Source organism: Stenotrophomonas sp. AG209, from assembly GCF_003550055.1.
In the GTDB taxonomy this organism is placed as follows: Bacteria; Pseudomonadota; Gammaproteobacteria; order Xanthomonadales; family Xanthomonadaceae; genus Stenotrophomonas.
The window spans coordinates 255,747-273,188 of the sequence record NZ_QXDB01000003.1; the positions used below are offsets into that span (position 1 = coordinate 255,747).

Annotated in this window: 11 protein-coding genes; 10 read left to right on the plus strand and 1 reads right to left on the minus strand. The window is 68.5% G+C overall.

Features of this window, described 5'->3' with window-relative positions:
* Positions 1 to 10 precede the first annotated feature (10 nt).
* On the plus strand, positions 11 to 3,697 hold the full coding sequence (locus DFO63_RS16310; RefSeq protein ID WP_119007361.1) for an indolepyruvate ferredoxin oxidoreductase family protein: 3,687 nt from the start codon (positions 11 to 13) through the stop codon (positions 3,695 to 3,697).
* An 84-nt stretch (positions 3,698 to 3,781) separates the two neighbouring features.
* Here the strand turns inward: DFO63_RS16310 and DFO63_RS16315 are convergent, their stop codons facing one another.
* Positions 3,782 to 4,396, minus strand: coding sequence for a DUF938 domain-containing protein (locus tag DFO63_RS16315; protein WP_119007362.1), 615 nt, complete (start codon positions 4,394 to 4,396; stop codon positions 3,782 to 3,784).
* A gap of 673 nt (positions 4,397 to 5,069) precedes the next feature.
* On the opposite strand from DFO63_RS16315, the gene DFO63_RS16325 reads away from it, so the two are divergent.
* The 9 genes from DFO63_RS16325 to DFO63_RS16365 are packed head-to-tail and all read left to right on the plus strand — an operon-like array spanning position 5,070 to position 17,421.
* Positions 5,070 to 6,701: a TldD/PmbA family protein gene (locus DFO63_RS16325; protein ID WP_182474435.1), complete on the plus strand. Its 1,632-nt coding sequence runs from the start codon at positions 5,070 to 5,072 to the stop codon at positions 6,699 to 6,701.
* 30 nt (positions 6,702 to 6,731) lie between these two features.
* Positions 6,732 to 8,366 (plus strand): TldD/PmbA family protein, encoded by a 1,635-nt coding sequence (locus DFO63_RS16330; RefSeq protein ID WP_014035493.1) that lies wholly within the window; start codon positions 6,732 to 6,734, stop codon positions 8,364 to 8,366.
* A 21-nt stretch (positions 8,367 to 8,387) separates the two neighbouring features.
* Positions 8,388 to 9,722, plus strand: coding sequence for a TldD/PmbA family protein (locus tag DFO63_RS16335; protein WP_119007363.1), 1,335 nt, complete (start codon positions 8,388 to 8,390; stop codon positions 9,720 to 9,722).
* A complete protein-coding gene (locus tag DFO63_RS16340) occupies positions 9,722 to 10,429 on the plus strand; it encodes a DUF4159 domain-containing protein (RefSeq protein WP_049443610.1) in 708 nt (235 codons plus the stop codon). Before DFO63_RS16335 ends, DFO63_RS16340 begins: the two co-directional genes overlap by 1 nt.
* Before the next feature lie 16 nt (positions 10,430 to 10,445).
* Complete coding sequence (locus tag DFO63_RS16345; protein ID WP_119007364.1) at positions 10,446 to 11,429, plus strand: MoxR family ATPase; 984 nt, start codon at positions 10,446 to 10,448, stop codon at positions 11,427 to 11,429.
* 7 nt (positions 11,430 to 11,436) lie between these two features.
* Positions 11,437 to 12,333 (plus strand): DUF58 domain-containing protein, encoded by an 897-nt coding sequence (locus DFO63_RS16350; RefSeq protein ID WP_049443606.1) that lies wholly within the window; start codon positions 11,437 to 11,439, stop codon positions 12,331 to 12,333.
* On the plus strand, positions 12,330 to 13,451 hold the full coding sequence (locus tag DFO63_RS16355) for a BatA domain-containing protein (RefSeq protein ID WP_049443605.1): 1,122 nt from the start codon (positions 12,330 to 12,332) through the stop codon (positions 13,449 to 13,451). Before DFO63_RS16350 ends, DFO63_RS16355 begins: the two co-directional genes overlap by 4 nt.
* The gene (locus tag DFO63_RS16360) at positions 13,448 to 15,616 is read left to right on the plus strand and encodes a hypothetical protein (protein WP_119007365.1); all 2,169 of its coding nucleotides are present in this window, start codon (positions 13,448 to 13,450) and stop codon (positions 15,614 to 15,616) included. Before DFO63_RS16355 ends, DFO63_RS16360 begins: the two co-directional genes overlap by 4 nt.
* Positions 15,613 to 17,421, plus strand: a complete 1,809-nt coding sequence (locus DFO63_RS16365) for a hypothetical protein (RefSeq protein ID WP_119007366.1) — start codon at positions 15,613 to 15,615, stop codon at positions 17,419 to 17,421. The genes DFO63_RS16360 and DFO63_RS16365 overlap by 4 nt, the downstream gene beginning before the upstream one ends.
* Positions 17,422 to 17,442: the final 21 nt, after the last annotated feature.

Consider the following 17,442-nt stretch of genomic DNA (forward strand, 5'->3'; position numbering starts at 1 on the left):
CGGGCCAGCCATGACCAGTACCGCGCAACTCACTTCGCCCTCTTCCGCCGACCTGATCGACCGTGACTACACGCTCGACCACAAGTACACCCGCAACGAGGGGCGGATCTACCTGAGTGGCGTGCAGGCGCTGGTGAAACTGCCGTTGATGCAGCGGCTGCGCGACGCGCACGAAGGCATCGACAGCGCCGGCTTCGTCAGTGGCTACCGTGGCAGCCCGCTGGGCGGCTTCGACCTGGAACTGTGGCGCGCGCGCAAGCACCTGGACGCGGCCAAGGTGAAGTTCACCCCCGGCCTGAACGAGGACCTGGGCGCCACCATGGTGTGGGGCACCCAGCAGACCAACCTGTTCCCCGGCGCCAACGTGCAGGGCGTGTTCGGCATGTGGTACGGCAAGGGCCCGGGCGTGGACCGCTGCGGCGACGTGTTCAAGCACGCCAATGCCGCTGGCACCTCGCGCTACGGCGGCGTGCTGGCGCTGGCCGCCGACGACCATGCCTGCCGCAGTTCAACCCTGCCGCATGGCAGCGAGGATGAGTTCGTCAGCGCGATGATGCCGGTGCTGAATCCGGCCGGCGTGCAGGACATCCTGGACATGGGCCTGCTGGGCTGGGCGATGAGCCGCTACACCGGCCGTTGGGTCGGCTTCAAGACAATCGCCGAAACGGTGGAATCGTCGGCCTCGGTCGAGGTCGACCCGATGGCGCGCCGCATCGTGCTGCCGGAAGACTTCGAAATGCCCTCGGGCGGCCTCAACATCCGCTGGCCGGACCCGCCGCTGGACCAGGAAATGCGCCTGCACCGCTATGCGGTGAAGGCCGCACAGGCATTCGCCCGCGCCAACGGCATCGACAAGGTGGTGATGGACGCGCCGCGTGCGCGGCTGGGCATCGTCACCACCGGCAAGAGCTACCTGGACGTGCTGCAGGCGCTGGAATACCTGGGCCTGGATGAAGCCGCGTGCGCCGACATCGGCATCCGCGTGTACAAGGTCGGCATGACCTGGCCGCTGGAGCCGCAGGGCATCGCGCGCTTCGCGCAGGGCCTGGAAGACATCATCGTGGTGGAGGAGAAGCGTGCCTTCATCGAGCGCCAGATGAAGGAACAGTTCTTCAACTGGCCGGCCAGCTGGGGCCAGCGCCCGTCGATCGTCGGCAAGTACGACGAGAGCGGTGAGTGGATCCTGCCATCCACCGGCGAACTGACCCCGGCCACCATTGCCGGCGTGATCGGCCGCCGCATCCAGAAGTTCTTCAACAACGAGTCGATCGAGCAGCGCCTGCAGTGGATGCAGGAAAAGGAAGCCGAGCTTGCGCTGCCGCGCGCCAGCTTCCCGCGCGTCCCGCACTACTGCTCCGGCTGCCCGCACAACACCTCCACCAACGTGCCGGAAGGCTCGCGCGCGCTGGCCGGCATCGGTTGCCATTACATGGTGACCTGGATGGACCGCAGCACCGACACCTTCACCCACATGGGCGGCGAAGGCGTGACCTGGGCCGGGCAGGCGCCGTTCACCGACACCCCGCACGTGTTCCAGAACCTCGGCGACGGCACCTACTTCCACAGCGGTTCGCTGGCGATCCGCCAGGCAGTCGCGGCCGGCGTCAACATCACCTACAAGATCCTCTACAACGATGCGGTGGCGATGACCGGCGGCCAGCCGGTGGACGGCCCGCTGAGCGTGCCGGACATCGCAAAGCAGATGCGCGCCGAAGGCATCCACACCATCGTGGTGCTGTCGGACAACATCGGCAAGTGGACCGGCCAGCGCGAGCACTTCCCCAGCGATGTCGAGTTCCACGACCGCAGCGAACTGGATGACGTGCAGAAGCGCCTGCGCGAGGTGAAGGGTGTTTCGATCCTGATCTACGAACAGACCTGCGCCACCGAGAAGCGCCGCCGCCGCAAGCGCGGCAAGCTGGAAGACCCGCAGAAGCGGGTGCTGATCAACTCGCTGGTCTGCGAAGGCTGCGGCGACTGCGGCAAGAAGAGCTTCTGCGTGTCGGTACTGCCGAAGGAAACCGAGTTCGGGCGCAAGCGCGAGATCGACCAGTCCAACTGCAACAAGGACTATTCGTGCGTGAACGGCTTCTGCCCGAGCTTCGTCACCGTGCACGGTGGACAGCCGCGCAAGGGCAGCAAGCGCGATGCCTCCACGCTGCTGGACAACCTGCCGGCACCGTCCCTCCGCGGCACGCTGGAGCAGCCCTGGAACATCCTGATCACCGGCGTCGGCGGTACCGGCGTGGTGACCATCGGTGCGCTGCTGGGCATGGCCGGCCACCTGGAAGGCAAGGGCGCGACCGTGCTCGACCAGACCGGCCTGGCACAGAAGGGCGGCGCGGTGACCACGCATATCCGCATTGCCCGTCGCCCTGAAGACATCCACGCCGTGCGCATCGCCGCCGGCGAGGCCGACCTGGTGCTGGGCTGCGACATGGTGGTGGTCAACGACTACTGGGCGCTGTCGAAGGTGCGCGCCGGCCGTTCGCAGGTGGTGCTGAACACCTATGAAGCGATGCCGGGCACCTTCACCACCCGCCCGGACATGCAGTTCCCCGCCGCCGACATCGTGGCCGGTGTGCGCGTGGCACTGGGTGGGCAGGAGCCGCTGCTGCTGGATGCCACCCAGCTGGCCACCGCGCTGCTGGGCGATGCGATCGCCGCCAACCTGTTCATCCTCGGCTACGCGTGGCAACAGGGCCTGGTGCCGCTGTCGTTCGAGTCGCTGATGCGCGCCATCGAGCTCAACGGCGCCGCCGTGGCGATGAACCAGCAGGCCTTCGCCTGGGGCCGCCTGGCCGTGGTCGACCCGCAGGCCGTGCAGCAGGCCGCGGGCCTGGTGCGCAACCGCCACACCGATACCGAATCCACCCCGGGTCCGCTGCATCCGCTGCCGCCGGGCGAGTGGGAGGGCAACGAATGGGGCGCCACTGCGGCGCCGCGCAATACCGGCGACGAACGCGAACTGCGTGGCCTGCCCTCGCACGGTGGCGATGTTGCGTTCCTGCCGCTGGACGACGCCCGCCTGTCGCGCTCGCTGGATGAAATGATCGAGCGCCGCGCCGCGTTCCTGGTCGAGTACCAGGACGCTGCCTACGCCAACCGCTACCGCAGCCTGGTCGAGCGCGTGCGCGCCGCCGAAGCCGACCGCATCGGCGGTTCCACCGCGCTGACCGAGACCGTGGCCCGCTACCTGTTCAAGCTGATGGCCTACAAGGACGAGTACGAAGTGGCCCGCCTGTACACCAGCGGCGACTTCCAGCGCCGTCTGCAGCAGCAGTTCGAAGGCGATTACCAGCTGCGCTTCCACCTGGCGCCGCCGCTGTTCGCCAAGAAGGACGAGCAGGGCCGGTTGCTGAAAAAGGAATACGGCCCGTGGATGTTCAAGGCCTTCGGCCTGCTGGCCAGGCTGAAGTTCCTGCGTGGTGGCCGCTTCGACGTGTTCGGACGCACCGGGGAACGCCGCATGGAACGCAAGCTGATCGGCGATTACGAAGCCACCGTGCAGCTGCTGCTGGACGGCCTGGATGACGACCGCCTGGCGCTGGCGGTGGAGATCGCCAGCGTGCCCGAGCACATCCGCGGCTTCGGCCACGTCAAGGAAGCGCATTTCGAGCAGGCCAAGGCGCGCGAAGCCGCCCTGCTGGCGCAGTGGCGCAACCCGAAGGCGCTGCATATCGTGCAGGTGGCGTAACGCCGCGGAACAGGGAGTGCCGGCCGCTGGCCGGCAGCCATCCTGGCGCTCGGTTGCCGGCCAGCGGCCGGCACTACTGGCGGTTCACCCCAGCCGCCACAGCAGCAACCGGTTGTTGGCCGGCATCGCCACATCGCCCAGGCGGGTGAATCCGTGGTCGGCGGCCAGCGCCTGTACCGCTTCGCTATCGCGGATGCCGCTGCGCGGGTCGCGCGCCTTCAGCCAGGCATCGAACTGCGCGTTGCTGTCGCTGGTGTAGCGGCCACCGTAGTTGAACGGGCCGTACACCGCCAGCAGCGCACCATGCCGCAGCACCGGTGGCAGCGCGGCGAACAGCGCCTGCACGTGCTCCCAGCTCATGATGTGCAGTGTGTTGGCACTGAATGCGGCGTCGAACATGCTGCCTTCCGGCAGGCTCAGGCCGGTCGCCGGCGGCAGCTCCACCTGCAGTGCCACCGGCGGCAGCAGGTTCAGCAGCGCTGCCTCCGCGCGCCAGGCCTCGATGCCCGGCAGATGGTCCGGATGGTCGCTGGGCTGCCAGCGCAGCCACGGCCAACGCTCGGCGAAGAAGGCCGCATGCTGGCCGGTACCACTGCCGATTTCCAGCAGCCGGTGACGGTCGCCCATCCACGGGTCGAGTGCGGCGGCGATCGGTTCGCGGTTGCGCTCGCAGGCTTCTGAATACGGCTTGCTCGACATCAGGACGGTGTCCAGGCGGGGTCGGCCCCATTGTGCATGAGGGGGTGTCTGCAGGGCTTGCAGCCCTGCACCCGCAGGAGCAACGGCAAAGGCCGAAGCAACGTCAAAAGCTGGCATTCCGTGGGATGGCAGGGTGGGTCCGGTTGCGGGGGACGCCGTGAATCCGTCCCTGGAGGCTCGGTCGCGCCATCCATGGCGCTTACGCCCCCGCAACCGGACCCACCCCGCCTTCGACAGTTTTCTGCGGTCTGTTGGACCGGCTCTTGGGGTCAGATCCGTTTTCCGCAGGAAAACGGATCTGACCCCGGATTCATTTCGATATCTGACAGATGTGTCGACCAAGGTCGACACCCACCAACAGCCGCAACGATCTGTCAGAGGTGGGGCGGTGTGGGTGGGCAGGACCGTTGGCGCCATGGATGGCGCCATCGAACCCCCATGGATGGGTTTACGGCGTGTCCTGCCCACCCACACCGCCCCGCCAACCCACGGAATGCCCGCTGTTGCTGTTGCTCCGGCTCTGAGCAGGTGCAGGGCTGCAAGCCCTGCCGAAACCCTCCCCAACCATGACTGCAGTCACTTGCCCGGACGCGCTGCGCTGGCGAAAGTCAGGCAGTTGACGTGATCGGCTCGGCCTGTTGCCGGCCGCACGCAAGCGAGAGAGAGAAACGCTGTGCAACGACGTGAGTTCCTGGCTTTTTCCGGTCTGGGCCTGGCGGGCCTGCTGCTGCCGCATTCCCGTGCCATCGCCGCCGAGCAACTGCTCGCCCCGGTCGACACCCTCCAGCGCAGGCGCCTGGCGGACGTGGCGCTGGCCACCGCACGCACGGCCAAGGCCAGCTACTGCGATGTGCGCATCGGCCGCTACCTCAACCAATCGGTCATCACCCGCGAGCACCAGGTCGGCAATGTGACCAACCGGGAATCGTCCGGCGTGGGCGTGCGGGTGATCGTCAACGGTGCCTGGGGATTTGCCGCGACCCATCAGCAGACCGAGGCCGCCGTGCGCGCTGCGGTCGAGCAGGCTGCGGCAATCGCCCGTGCCAACGCCAGCATCCAGACCCGGCCGGTGCAGCTGGCGCCGACGCCCTCGGTCGGTGAGGTGCGCTGGCAGACGCCCGTCCGCAGGAACGCGATGGCGGTGCCGATCCAGGACAAGGTCGAGCTGCTGCTGGCACTCAATGCCGCCGCGCTGAATGCGGGCGCCGACTACATCAATTCCACCCTGTTCCTGGTCAACGAACAGAAGTACTTCGCGTCCAGCGACGGCTCGTTCATCGACCAGGACATCCACCGCATCTGGTTGCCGTTCACCGCCACCGCCATCGACAAGGCCAGCGGCAAGTTCCGCACCCGTGCCGGCCTGTCGTCGCCGATGGGCATGGGCTACGAGTTCCTTGATGGCGATGCGCGCGGCAAGGTACACCTGCCCGGTGGCATCACCGCTTACCGCGATTCCTACGACCCGGTCGAGGACGCCATTGCGGCCGCCCGCCACGCGCGCGAGAAACTGAAGGCGCCGTCGGTGAAGCCCGGCAAGTACGACCTGGTGCTGGACCCGTCCAACCTGTTCCTGACCATCCACGAGAACGTCGGCCACCCGCTGGAGCTGGACCGCGTGCTCGGCTACGAAGCCAACTACGCCGGGACCAGCTTCGCCACGCTGGACAAGCGCGATGCCGGTTTCCGCTGGGGCAGCGACATCGTCACCTTCTTCGCCGACAAGACCCAGCCCGGCAGCCTCGGTGCAGTCGGCTACGACGACGAAGGCGTCAAGACCCAGCGCTGGGACCTGGTGCGCGACGGCATCCTGGTCGATTACCAGGCCACCCGTGATGAAGCCCACATCCTCGGCCGCGATGCATCGCATGGCTGCAGCTATGCCGATTCCTGGTCCAGCGTGCAGTTCCAGCGCATGGCCAATGTCTCGCTGGCGCCGGGCAAGCAGCCGCTCAGCGTCGAGGACATGATCAAGGACGTGGAGAACGGCATCTACATCCACGGCCGCGGTTCGTATTCGATCGACCAGCAACGCTACAACGCGCAGTTCGGCGGCCAGCTGTACTACCAGATCAAGGACGGAAAGATCGCCGGCATGGTCGAGGATGCGGCCTACCAGATCCGCACGCCGGAATTCTGGAATGCCTGCACCGCCATCTGCGATGAGCGTGACTTCCGCCTGGGCGGTTCGTTCTTCGACGGCAAGGGCCAGCCCGGCCAGGTCTCGGCGGTCTCGCACGGTTCGTCCACCACCCGCTTCAACGGCATCAACATCATCAACACCGCGCGCAGTCTCGGCGCTTGAGCCACCCATCCTTCGACATGGAGAGCAGCCTTGCAAAGACGTGACTTCCTGGCCCTGACCGGGCTTACCGCGGGCGGGCTGATCGTGCCCTCCTTCTTCGGCAAGGTGATCGCCGCCGAACAGCTGCAGTCCAGCCTCGACCCGGCGCTGAAGAAGCGCCTGGCCGACGCCGCCCTGCAGGCCGCGCGCAGCGCCGGTGCCACCTACTGCGACGTGCGTATCGGCCGCTATCTGCGGCAGTTCGTGATCACCCGCGAGGACAAGGTGCAGAACGTGGTGAACACCGAGTCCACCGGCGTGGGCATCCGCGTGATCGTCAACGGTGCCTGGGGCTTCGCCGCCACCAATGCGCTGGGCACCGCCGACGTGGCCAAGGCCGCGCAGCAGGCCGCGGCGATCGCCAAGGCCAATGCCGGCGTGCAGACCGCCCCCGTGCAGCTGGCCAAGGCGCCGGGCGTGGGTGAGGTGAGCTGGCGCACGCCGATCCGCAAGAATGCGATGGAGGTGCCGATCAAGGACAAGGTCGGCCTGCTGCTGGACGTCAACGCCGCCGCGATGGGCGCCGGTGCCAGCTTCGTCAACTCGATGCTGTTCCTGGTCAACGAGCAGAAGTACTTCGCGTCCACCGATGGTTCCTACATCGACCAGGACGTGCACCGCATCTGGGCACCGATGACGGTCACCGCCATCGACAAGACCAGCGGCAAGTTCCGCACCCGCTCGGGCCTGTCCTCGCCGATGGGCCTGGGCTACGAGTACCTGGATGGCGCCGCCGCCGGCAAGGTGGTCAGCCCCAATGGCGTGGTCAACTACAGTTCTTCCTACGACATGAAGGAAGACGCCATCGCCGCCGCCAGGCAGGCGCAGGAAAAGCTGAAGGCACCGTCGGTGAAGCCGGGCAAGTACGACCTGGTGCTCGATCCGTCGCACACCTGGCTGACCATCCACGAATCGATCGGCCACCCACTGGAACTGGACCGCGTCCTCGGCTACGAGGCCAACTACGCCGGCACCAGCTTCGCCACCCTGGACAAGCGCGAACAGCATTTCCAGTATGGCAGCGAGCTGGTCAACATCTTCGCCGACAAGACCCAGCCGGGCAGCCTCGGCGCGGTGGCGTACGACGACGAAGGCGTGAAGTGCAAGCGCTGGGACCTGATCAGCAACGGCAAGCTGGTGGACTACCAGACCATCCGCGACCAGGCCCACATCCTCGGCAAGACCGAGTCCGACGGCTGCTGCTATGCCGACTCGTGGTCCAGCGTGCAGTTCCAGCGCATGGCCAACGTGTCGATGGCACCGGGCAAGAAGCCGCTGAGCGTGCCCGACCTGATCAAGGACGTGGAGAACGGCATCTACATCATCGGTGACGGCTCGTTCTCGATCGACCAGCAGCGCTACAACGCGCAGTTCGGCGGCCAGCTGTTCTACGAGATCAAGAACGGCCAGATCACCCGCATGCTGGAAGACGTGGCCTACCAGATCCGCACGCCGGAGTTCTGGAATGCCTGCACCGCCGTGGCCGACGAGCGCGACTACCGCCTGGGCGGTTCGTTCTTCGACGGCAAGGGCCAGCCCGGCCAGGTCTCGGCGGTCTCGCACGGTTCGTCGACCGCGCGCTTCAACGGCATCAACGTCATCAACACCGCGCGCAGCCTCGGCTGACCGGTCAGGAGCCCTTACACCATGAGTATCTTCACCGAAGCCCAGGCCAAGGCCATCCTCGACAAGGTCATCGCCCTGTCCAAGGCCGACGAGTGCACCGCCGTGCTGGCCGGCGCGATCAGCGGCAACATCCGTTTCGCGCTGAACAATGTCTCCACCAGCGGCATCGTCGACAACACCGAGCTGGCGGTCACCGTCGCCTTCGGCAAGCGCGTCGGCACGGCCTCGATCAATGAGTTCGACGATGCCGCGCTGGAACGCGTGGTGCGCCGAGCCGAAGACCTGGCGCGCCTGGCCCCGGAAAACCCTGAGTTCATGCCGGCCATCGGCAAGCAGAGCTACCGCGCCAGCCCGACCTTCAGCGAATCCACCGCTGCGATCGATCCGGCGTTCCGCGCCAAGGTCGCCGCCGATTCGATCGCCCCGTGCCGTGGCCACGGCTTGGTCGCCGCCGGCTTCCTCGAGGACGGCCAGGGCTTCCAGGCCACCGCCAACAGCAACGGCAACTTCGCCTACCAGCGCACCACCAACTTCGATTACACCTGCACCGTGCGCACCGAAGATGGCCGCGGTTCGGGCTGGGTCGGCCGCAACCTGAAGGATGCCGCCGACTTCAAGGCCGACCAGGACATCCGCATCGCCATGCGCAAGGCCACCGAATCGGCCGAAGCCAAGGCGCTGGAGCCGGGCAAGTACACGGTGATCCTGGAGCCGGCCGCGGCCGCGGGCCTGATCAGCTTCATGATGAACTTCTTCAGCGCACGCTCGGCCGATGAAGGCCGCAGCTTCCTGTCGAAGAAGGGCGGTGGCAACAAGCTGGGCGAGCAGGTCTACGACCCGCGCGTGACCATGATCGCCGACCCGTGGCATCCGGACGCACCGGTGCTGCCGTGGGACAACGAAGGCCTGCCGCGCGAGCGCATGGCCATCATCGAGAACGGCAAGGTCGCCAACCTGGACTACTCGCGCTTCTGGGCGCAGAAGCAGGGCAAGACCGCCAAGGCCTCGCCGGGCAACCTGCTGATGAGCGGTGGCGACAAGAGCACCGCCGAGCTGGTGCGCGGTACCCAGAAGGGCATCCTGGTCACCCGTACCTGGTACATCCGCATGGTCGATCCGCAGACCGTGCTGCTGACCGGCCTGACCCGCGACGGCACCTTCTACATCGAGAACGGCCAGATCAAGCACCCGGTGAAGAACTTCCGCTTCAACGAGTCGCCGGTGATCATGCTCAACAACATCGAGGAGCTGGGCAAGCCGGTGCGCGTGGCCGGTGATGAATCCAGCTACGTGATGATGATCCCGCCGATGAAGCTGCGCGATTTCACCTTCACCTCGCTGTCCGACGCCGTCTGATGGATCGCCGGGCCTGCCTGCGCTGGTTGGCCGCTGCCGCTTCGGCGGCGGCGCTGCCAGCCTGGGCGCAGTCAGGCCCGCGCAGTTCGCGCTACGACTTCTGGTTCACCCGCCTGCAGTACGACTCCGGTGACTGGGACGTGGACGCGCGCATGCCGTCCAACCTGATCACCTCGCTGATCGATTACACCTCACTGCGCGTGGACCCGCAGGAACACGTGGTGGCGCTGGCCGACCCGCGCATGCTGGAAGCGCCGTTCTGCTACCTGGCCGGGCACACGCTGGTGGAGTTCAATGCCGCCGAGCGGCAGAACTTCGTGCGCTACGTGCGCAATGGCGGCTTCGTCTTCGTCGACGACTGCAACCACGATATCGACGGCCTGTTCGCCAGCTCGTTCGAGGCGCAGATGGGTCGCCTGTTCGGTCCGAAGGCATTGCAGAAGCTGCCCAACAGCCACGCGCTGTACCGCAGTTTCTTCCGCTTCCCGGATGGCCCGCCTGCCACCAGCTTCGAACTCAACGGCTGGGGCGACGACCTGGTGCACGACTACCTGAAGGGCATCGAGGTCGACGGCCGCCTGGGCCTGCTGTACAGCAACAAGGACTACGGTTGCGAGTGGGACTACGACTGGCGCAACAAGCGTTTCCTGGCCGAAGACAACACCCGCTTCGGCGTCAACATCGTGATGTACGCGTTGAACAATTGATAGGACCTGCACGCCCATGACCACCCCCGACCTCGACTCCCTGCTGCCGCGCCTGGATGAACTGCGCGCCGCGCTCGCACGCGCCGTGGTGGGCCAGCACACGGTGGTCGAGCAGCTGCTGATCGGCCTGCTGGCCGGTGGCCACTGCCTGCTGGAAGGTGCGCCCGGGCTCGGCAAGACCCTGCTGGTGCGCTCGCTCGGGCAGGCGCTGGAACTGCAGTTCCGGCGCGTGCAGTTCACCCCCGACCTGATGCCCAGCGACATCCTCGGCACCGAGCTGCTGGAGGAAGACCACGGCACCGGCCATCGCCATTTCCGCTTCCAGCAGGGCCCGATCTTCACCCACCTGCTGCTGGCCGACGAACTCAACCGCACCCCGCCCAAGACCCAGGCCGCGCTGCTGGAAGCGATGCAGGAGCGCACGGTCAGCTACGCCGGCACCACCTACGCATTGCCCGCGCCGTTCTTCGTGCTGGCCACGCAGAACCCGATCGAGCAGGCTGGTACCTACCCGCTGCCGGAGGCACAGCTCGATCGCTTCCTGCTGCACGTGCTGGTGGATTTCCCCAGCGAGGACGAGGAACGGCAGATCCTGGAACAGACCACCGGCGGTGCCACCGACGCGGTGCCGAAGGTGATGGATGCCGAAGCGGTGATCGCCCTGCAGGCCGCAGTACGCCAGGTGCATGTCAGCCCGGATGTGCTGGCCTGGATCACCCGCCTGGTGCGCGCCAGCCGTCCAGGCGAAGGCGCACCGGCAGCGATCAACCAGTGGGTGAAGTGGGGCGCGGGCCCGCGCGCCGGGCAGTCGCTGGTGCTGGCGGCGAAAGCACGCGCACTGCTGCAGGGCCGCTTCGCCGCCACCCGCGAGGATGTGCAGGCACTGGCCGCGCCGGTGATGCGTCATCGCCTGCTGCTGTCGTTCGCCGCCGAGGCCGAGCAGAAGCGTGCCGACGACGTGGTCGCCGCCCTGCTGCAGGCCGTGCCGTTCCCGGGTTGAGCCACGCGTGAACGCAGGTGCCCCGCTGACGTTGCCACCGGAACTGCGTGCGCGCCTGCGCATGCTGCGGTTGCGGCCGCGCCTGGCCAGCGGTGCCAGTGGCATCGGCCAGCACGCCAGCCGCAGCCGCGGTGCCGGCCTCGAATTCGCCCAGTACCGGGCCTACGAGCCAGGCGACGCGCTGCGCCAGATCGACTGGAAGCTGTACGCACGCTCGGACCGCTTCTTCGTGCGCGAATCCGAACGCGAAAGCCCGATCACGGTCTGGCTGCTGCTCGATGCCACCGCCTCGGCCGGCCAGGCTGATCGCGCGGCACCGCAGCGCACGCGCCTGGACCACATGCGCGGCGTGGCCGCGTGCGTGGTGGAGCTGGCCCTGCAGCAGGGCGACCGTTTCGGCCTGCTGGCGATCAATGGCGAAGGACTGCAACTGGTGCCCGCAGCGAACGGCGCACGCCAGCGTGATCGCGTGCATCTGCAACTGCATGCCCTGCAGGCACGCGGCGGCTGGCCTGCAGCCGATCGCCTGCGTCCACTGTGGGAGCGTGTGCGCCCGGGCGACCTGCTGCTGGCGATCGGCGACGGCTTCGACGAAGCCGGCATCGTGTTGCTGGAACAACTGGCCAGCGCGCGCCGCGAAGTGGCGCTGCTGCAGATCCTCACCGCCGACGAGCGTGACTTCCCGTTCGACGCCGGCCATCGCTTCCGCGATCCGGAGACCGGCGATGAACTGCTGGGCGATGGCGCGGCGATCCGCACCGACTACCTGCAGCGCTTCGCTGACGCACGCGGCGCATTGCAGTCGCGCCTGCAGGCCAGTGGCATTGCCAGTGCCACCGGCTGGCTCGACCAGCCGCTGGACCAGGCACTGCAGGCGCTGTTCGGCCGTGGGGGCGGTGCATGACCCTGCTGTTCCCGCTCGGCCTGGCCGCGCTCGCTGCAGGGCTGCTGCCGCTGCTGATCCACCTCGCACGGCGCCATCCGTACACACCGTTGGATTTCGCCGCGCTGCGCTGGCTGCGTGCACAGATCCGGCCGCGCCAGCGCATCCGCTTCGATGACTGGCCGTTGCTGCTGGTGCGCCTGCTGTTGCTGGCCGCGCTGGCCTTGCTGCTGGCACGACCTGCGTTGACCGGCCCCGCACCGGCCTCCAGTGCATGGACGGTGGTGGCCCCTGGACTGGATGCCACCGCGCTGCGCGGTACCGCTGCGGATCGCAACTGGCATTGGCTGGCGCCCGGCTTCCCGGCCATTGATCAGGCGCCGTCTGCAGCCAGCGCATCCCTGCCCAGCCTGCTGCGCGAACTGGATGCGCAGCTGCCAGCCGGCACCACGTTGACCGTGCACGTTCCCGATCCCCTGCCCGGCCTGGATGGCGCCCGCCTGCAGCTGTCGCGCGACGTGCAATGGCACACGCAGCCGATGCCGGTCACTGCGCAACCGCGTGCCGCAACGTCGCCGCGCCTGCGCGTGCACAGCGATGCTTCGGCCGCCGCCCAGCATTGGTTGAATGCATTGCAGCGCGCGTGGGGCGTGCAGGCGCCGCTCGCCCCTCTGGTGGCGGATGCGCTGCCCGAACGCGGCGAGATCGGCGTGTGGAGCCGGAACGGCGCACTGCCGGCGCACTGGCAGGCGTGGCTGCAAGATGGCGGACGTGTAGTGACTGCCGGCAAGCCTGCCGCCGAGGCCAGCATCCTGCTGCGCAACGCCGAGGGCGCCCCGCTGCTGTGGCAGCAACGCATCGGCCACGGTGTCCTGCTGTCTCTGCCCGGCGACTGGGATGCCTCAGGCAACGCTGCGCTGCGCGATCCGCAGTTGCCGCATGCCCTGCTGCTGGCCCTGCAGCCGCCTCCGCTGCCGCGCCTCGGCGATGCACAGGATCAGGCACCCCAGCGGGCGGCACTGCCTGCGGCAACGCCGCCGCTGCGCGAGCTCACCCCGTGGCTGCTGCTGGCCATCGTGCTGCTGTTCGCGCTGGAGCGCTGGATGGCCAGCAGTCGCCGACGCAGGGTGCCCGCATGAAAATCCTGCAGCAAGCCTGGCAACGCGCGCGCCGCCGCCGTGCACTCATCACCCTGCTGCTGGGCCTGCCGTGGGCGCTGGCCGCAACGGCGCTGGCGCTGCGCCTGGCGGGCTTCGATATCGCCTGCGTGGTTGGCACCGTCGGCCTGCTCGCCTGCGCAGCGCTCGCCACGGCACGCTCCCGCCAGCTGGGCCCGCAGTGGTTGCAGCGCCAGCTCGATGGCAGCGGCGCCAGCGAGGACAGTGCCGACCTGCTGTTCGCCGATGCAGCCATGCTCAATCCGCTGCAGCAGCGTCAGCGAGCGCATGTGCTGGCCGCGCTGGAACGTGCGATGCCGGAACTGCGTCCGCGCTGGCCGCGCGCGGCATTGGCGCTGTGCTGGATTGCAGGCCTGGCCATCGTTGCGCTGGTCGTCGGCTGGCCACGTTCCAGCCCCGGCTCCGCGCCGGCCGGTGCGTCGGCGCCTGGCAGCACGGCTGCCGCGGGCCCACTGCACCTGCAGTCCACCCGCCTGCGCATCGACGCGCCGGCCTATACCGGCCAGGCCACGCTCACCCAGAACGCACTGGATGCCAAGGTCGCCGCCGACAGCCGGCTGTCGTGGTCGTTGCGCTTCGATCGCGCGCCGGACAAGGCATGGCTGCAATTCCACGATGGTCGCCGGCTGCCGCTGAACGAACACGATGGCCAGTGGCAGGCACAGGATGTGGCGCGCACGCCGGTGCTGTACCGCGTGGTGAGCGAACCGGCATTGGCCGGAACCCGCCTGCATCGCCTGGACGTGGTCGCCGACCGCGCGCCCAGCGTACGCGTGCTGGAGCCGGCCGCCAGCCTGGTGCTGGGCGCGCCCGGGCAACGCCAGTGGACGCTGCGCTTCGAGGCCAGCGACGACTACGGCGTGGCCGCGCAGGCAACACTGTCGATCACCACCACCCAGGGCAGCGGTGAGAACATCACTTTCGTGAAACGCAGCGTCACGCTTGCCGGCAGCGGCGAAGCCACCGCGCGGCGTTTCGCCCACACTCTTGATCTGGCTGCGCTGGGCGCACAACCGGGCAACGATGTCATCGCCCAGCTGGAAGTGCGCGACAACCACGCGCCAACACCGCAGACCGGGCGCAGCAGCAGCGTGATCCTTCGCCTGCCCAGTGCCGAGGTTGCACTCGGTGCCGAACTGGAAGGCCGCATCAAGAAGACCCTGCCGGCCTACTTCCGCAGCCAGCGGCAGATCATCATCGATGCCGAAGCGTTGATCCGGCAGCGACGCAGTCTCGCCGCCGAGGACTTCATGAAGCGCAGCGATGCGATCGGTGTCGACCAGCGCATCCTGCGCCTGCGCTATGGCCAGTTCCTGGGCGAGGAGAGCGAGGGCGCACCGAAGCCGCCGCCGACCAGCGACCTGCCCACCAGCGATGCACCGGCTGCAGACAGCCACGACGACGATCACGATCACGACCATGGCGCCGAGGCCGGAGCGCACGATGAGCATGGCCACGATCACGGCGGCAAGGCGTCCAATGCCGATGCGCCACCGGTGTTCGGCAGCGCCACCGATGTGCTCTCCGAATACGGCCACACCCATGACCATGCCGAGGCCGCGACCCTGCTCGACCCGCAGACCCGCGCCACGCTGAAGGCCGCGCTGGACCAGATGTGGTCAGCCGAAGGCGAGCTGCGCCAGGGCCGGCCAGAGCAGGCGCTGCCGTTTGCCTACAAGGCGCTGGCTTTCATCAAGCAGGTGCAGCAGGCCGAACGCATCTACCTGGCGCGGGTCGGGCCGGAGCTGCCACCGATCGATGAAGGCCGCCGGTTGGGCGGCGATCGCGCCGGACTGGCCAGTCGCGAACTGCCGCTGGCCGCACGCACGCCGCCCGACCCGGCCATCATCGAAGCCTGGCAACGCCTCGGCGATGACACCAGCGTGCCCGACCTCGACGCACTCGCCAGCTGGCAGCAGCGCAATGCCGCCTACCTGCCCGATGCACTGGATCTGGCCGCCGCCATCGAGCAGCTGCGCATCGAACCCGGTTGCCGCGCCTGCCGCCAGCGCCTGCGCGCACAGCTGTGGCGGGCGCTGCAGCGACCACTGCCGCAGGCAATGCGGCGCAACGCCGCCGATGCGATGGGGCAGCGGTACCTTGATGCGCTGGAGGCGCAGCCATGAACGCCTCCGCCGTGAACCTGTGGATTGCGCCGGCACTCGTCCTGATCGTGGTCATCGCCAGCGTGCGCCAGCTGCGTGGCACTGCCACGCGTCGTGGCCGCCAGTGGATCGTGATCGCGCTGCAGCTGATCGCTGCCGCGCTGCTGTACTTCTGCCTGGCCCCCCCCACCCGCCAGCAACCCGCGGTCGGCCTGGTCGTGCTGGGAATCGATGCCGGCAAGGCCGGCGCGCTGCCGGCCAGCGCCGGCCCGCTGCTGCTGTTGCCGGAAGCTACCGATGTGCCCGGTGGCCAGCGCGTGCCGGACCTGGCCACCGCGCTGCGCCAGCATCCGGCCTCCGCGCTGACGCTGGTCGGTGCCGGCCTGGTCGCGCGTGACCGCGACGCGGTACTGCCACGCGACGTGCGCTGGCAGCCGGCAGCGCCGCCGCGCGGGTGGATCGCACTGCAGCCACCCGCCGATACCGCGCCCGGCGCACGCTTCGACGTGCATGCACAGGCGCGCGGTGTCGCCAGGGCCAGGGCGGAACTGCTGGACCCCGCCGACAGCGTGGTCGATCGCGTGGACGTTGCCGAGGACGGCCGCGTGCAGCTCAGCGGCATCGCCCGTGCCGAAGGCCGCAGCGTGTTCCAGCTGCGTCTGCTCGATGCCGATGGTCATGTGGTGGACAGCACGCCGGTACCGCAGCAGACCCTGCCGGCGGCACCGCTGCGCCTGCTGGTGCGCGCCAGTGCGCCGGGCCCGGAGCTGAAGTACCTGCGCCGCTGGGCCGCCGATACCGGCATCCGCGTGCAGGTGCAGGCCGATACCGGGGCGGGCGTCAGCGTGGGAGATGGCGCGGTCGCGCTGGATGCAGCGTCACTTACGCGCAGCGATCTGTTGCTGCTGGACGAGCGCAGCCTGGCCGCCTTGAGTGCCGGCCAGCTGGCTGCCGTGCGGCAGGCGTTGCGCGACGGCCTCGGCGTTCTGGTGCGTAGTGCGGGCACACCTGCTGCCAGCGCGCGCCAGCGCCTGCACGACCTGGGTCTACCGGTGCAGGGCGATGGCAGCAGCCACGCCCTCGAACTTCCCGGCGGCGGCGACAGCGCGGTCCTCGCCGCACGGCGTGGCCCGCTCGCCGCGGGTACGCTGCCGACGGGCTACGGCGAGGAAGCTGACCGCAGCTCGCACAATGCTCCCCTGCCTGCGCTGGAAGCACTCGCGCTGCAGGCACCGGGCAGCACCGCCCTGCTGCAGGATGGCACCGGCAAGGCTGTCGGCGGCTGGCGCGCTGCCGGCAAGGGCCGCATCGGCCTGCTGCCAATCACCGACAGCTGGCGCTGGGTGCTGGCCGGGCGCGATGACCGCCACGGTGAACTCTGGAGCAGCGTGGTCGCCACGCTGGCACGTGCGCAGGGCAGCGGTGATGCGCTGTGGTCGCCGCAGGCGCTCAGCTGGGCGGGCGAACGGCAGGCGCTGTGCGGCGTGCAGTCGCCACTGCAGGTGTTCAACGCACGCGGCGACAGCGTGCCCCTGATCGTCGACGGCGCGACGTCGGCCCTGCGCTGCGCCGGCTGGTGGCCGCGTGAGGGGGGCTGGCAGCGCCTGCAGCACGGCGATATCACGGTCTGGCGCTATGTGTTCGACCCGAAGGACGCACCTGCACTGCATCGGCAGGCAATGATCGACGCGACCACACGTGCACTGGCGACCAGCACGCCGGCAAACGCGTCGGTGATGCAGCCCGTGCCGGGCTCGCGCTGGCCGTGGTGGCTGGCGTTCGTGCTCTGCGCATCGCTGCTGTGGTGGCTGGAGCGGCGGCGCTGAGCCCGGGGTCGGATCCCATTC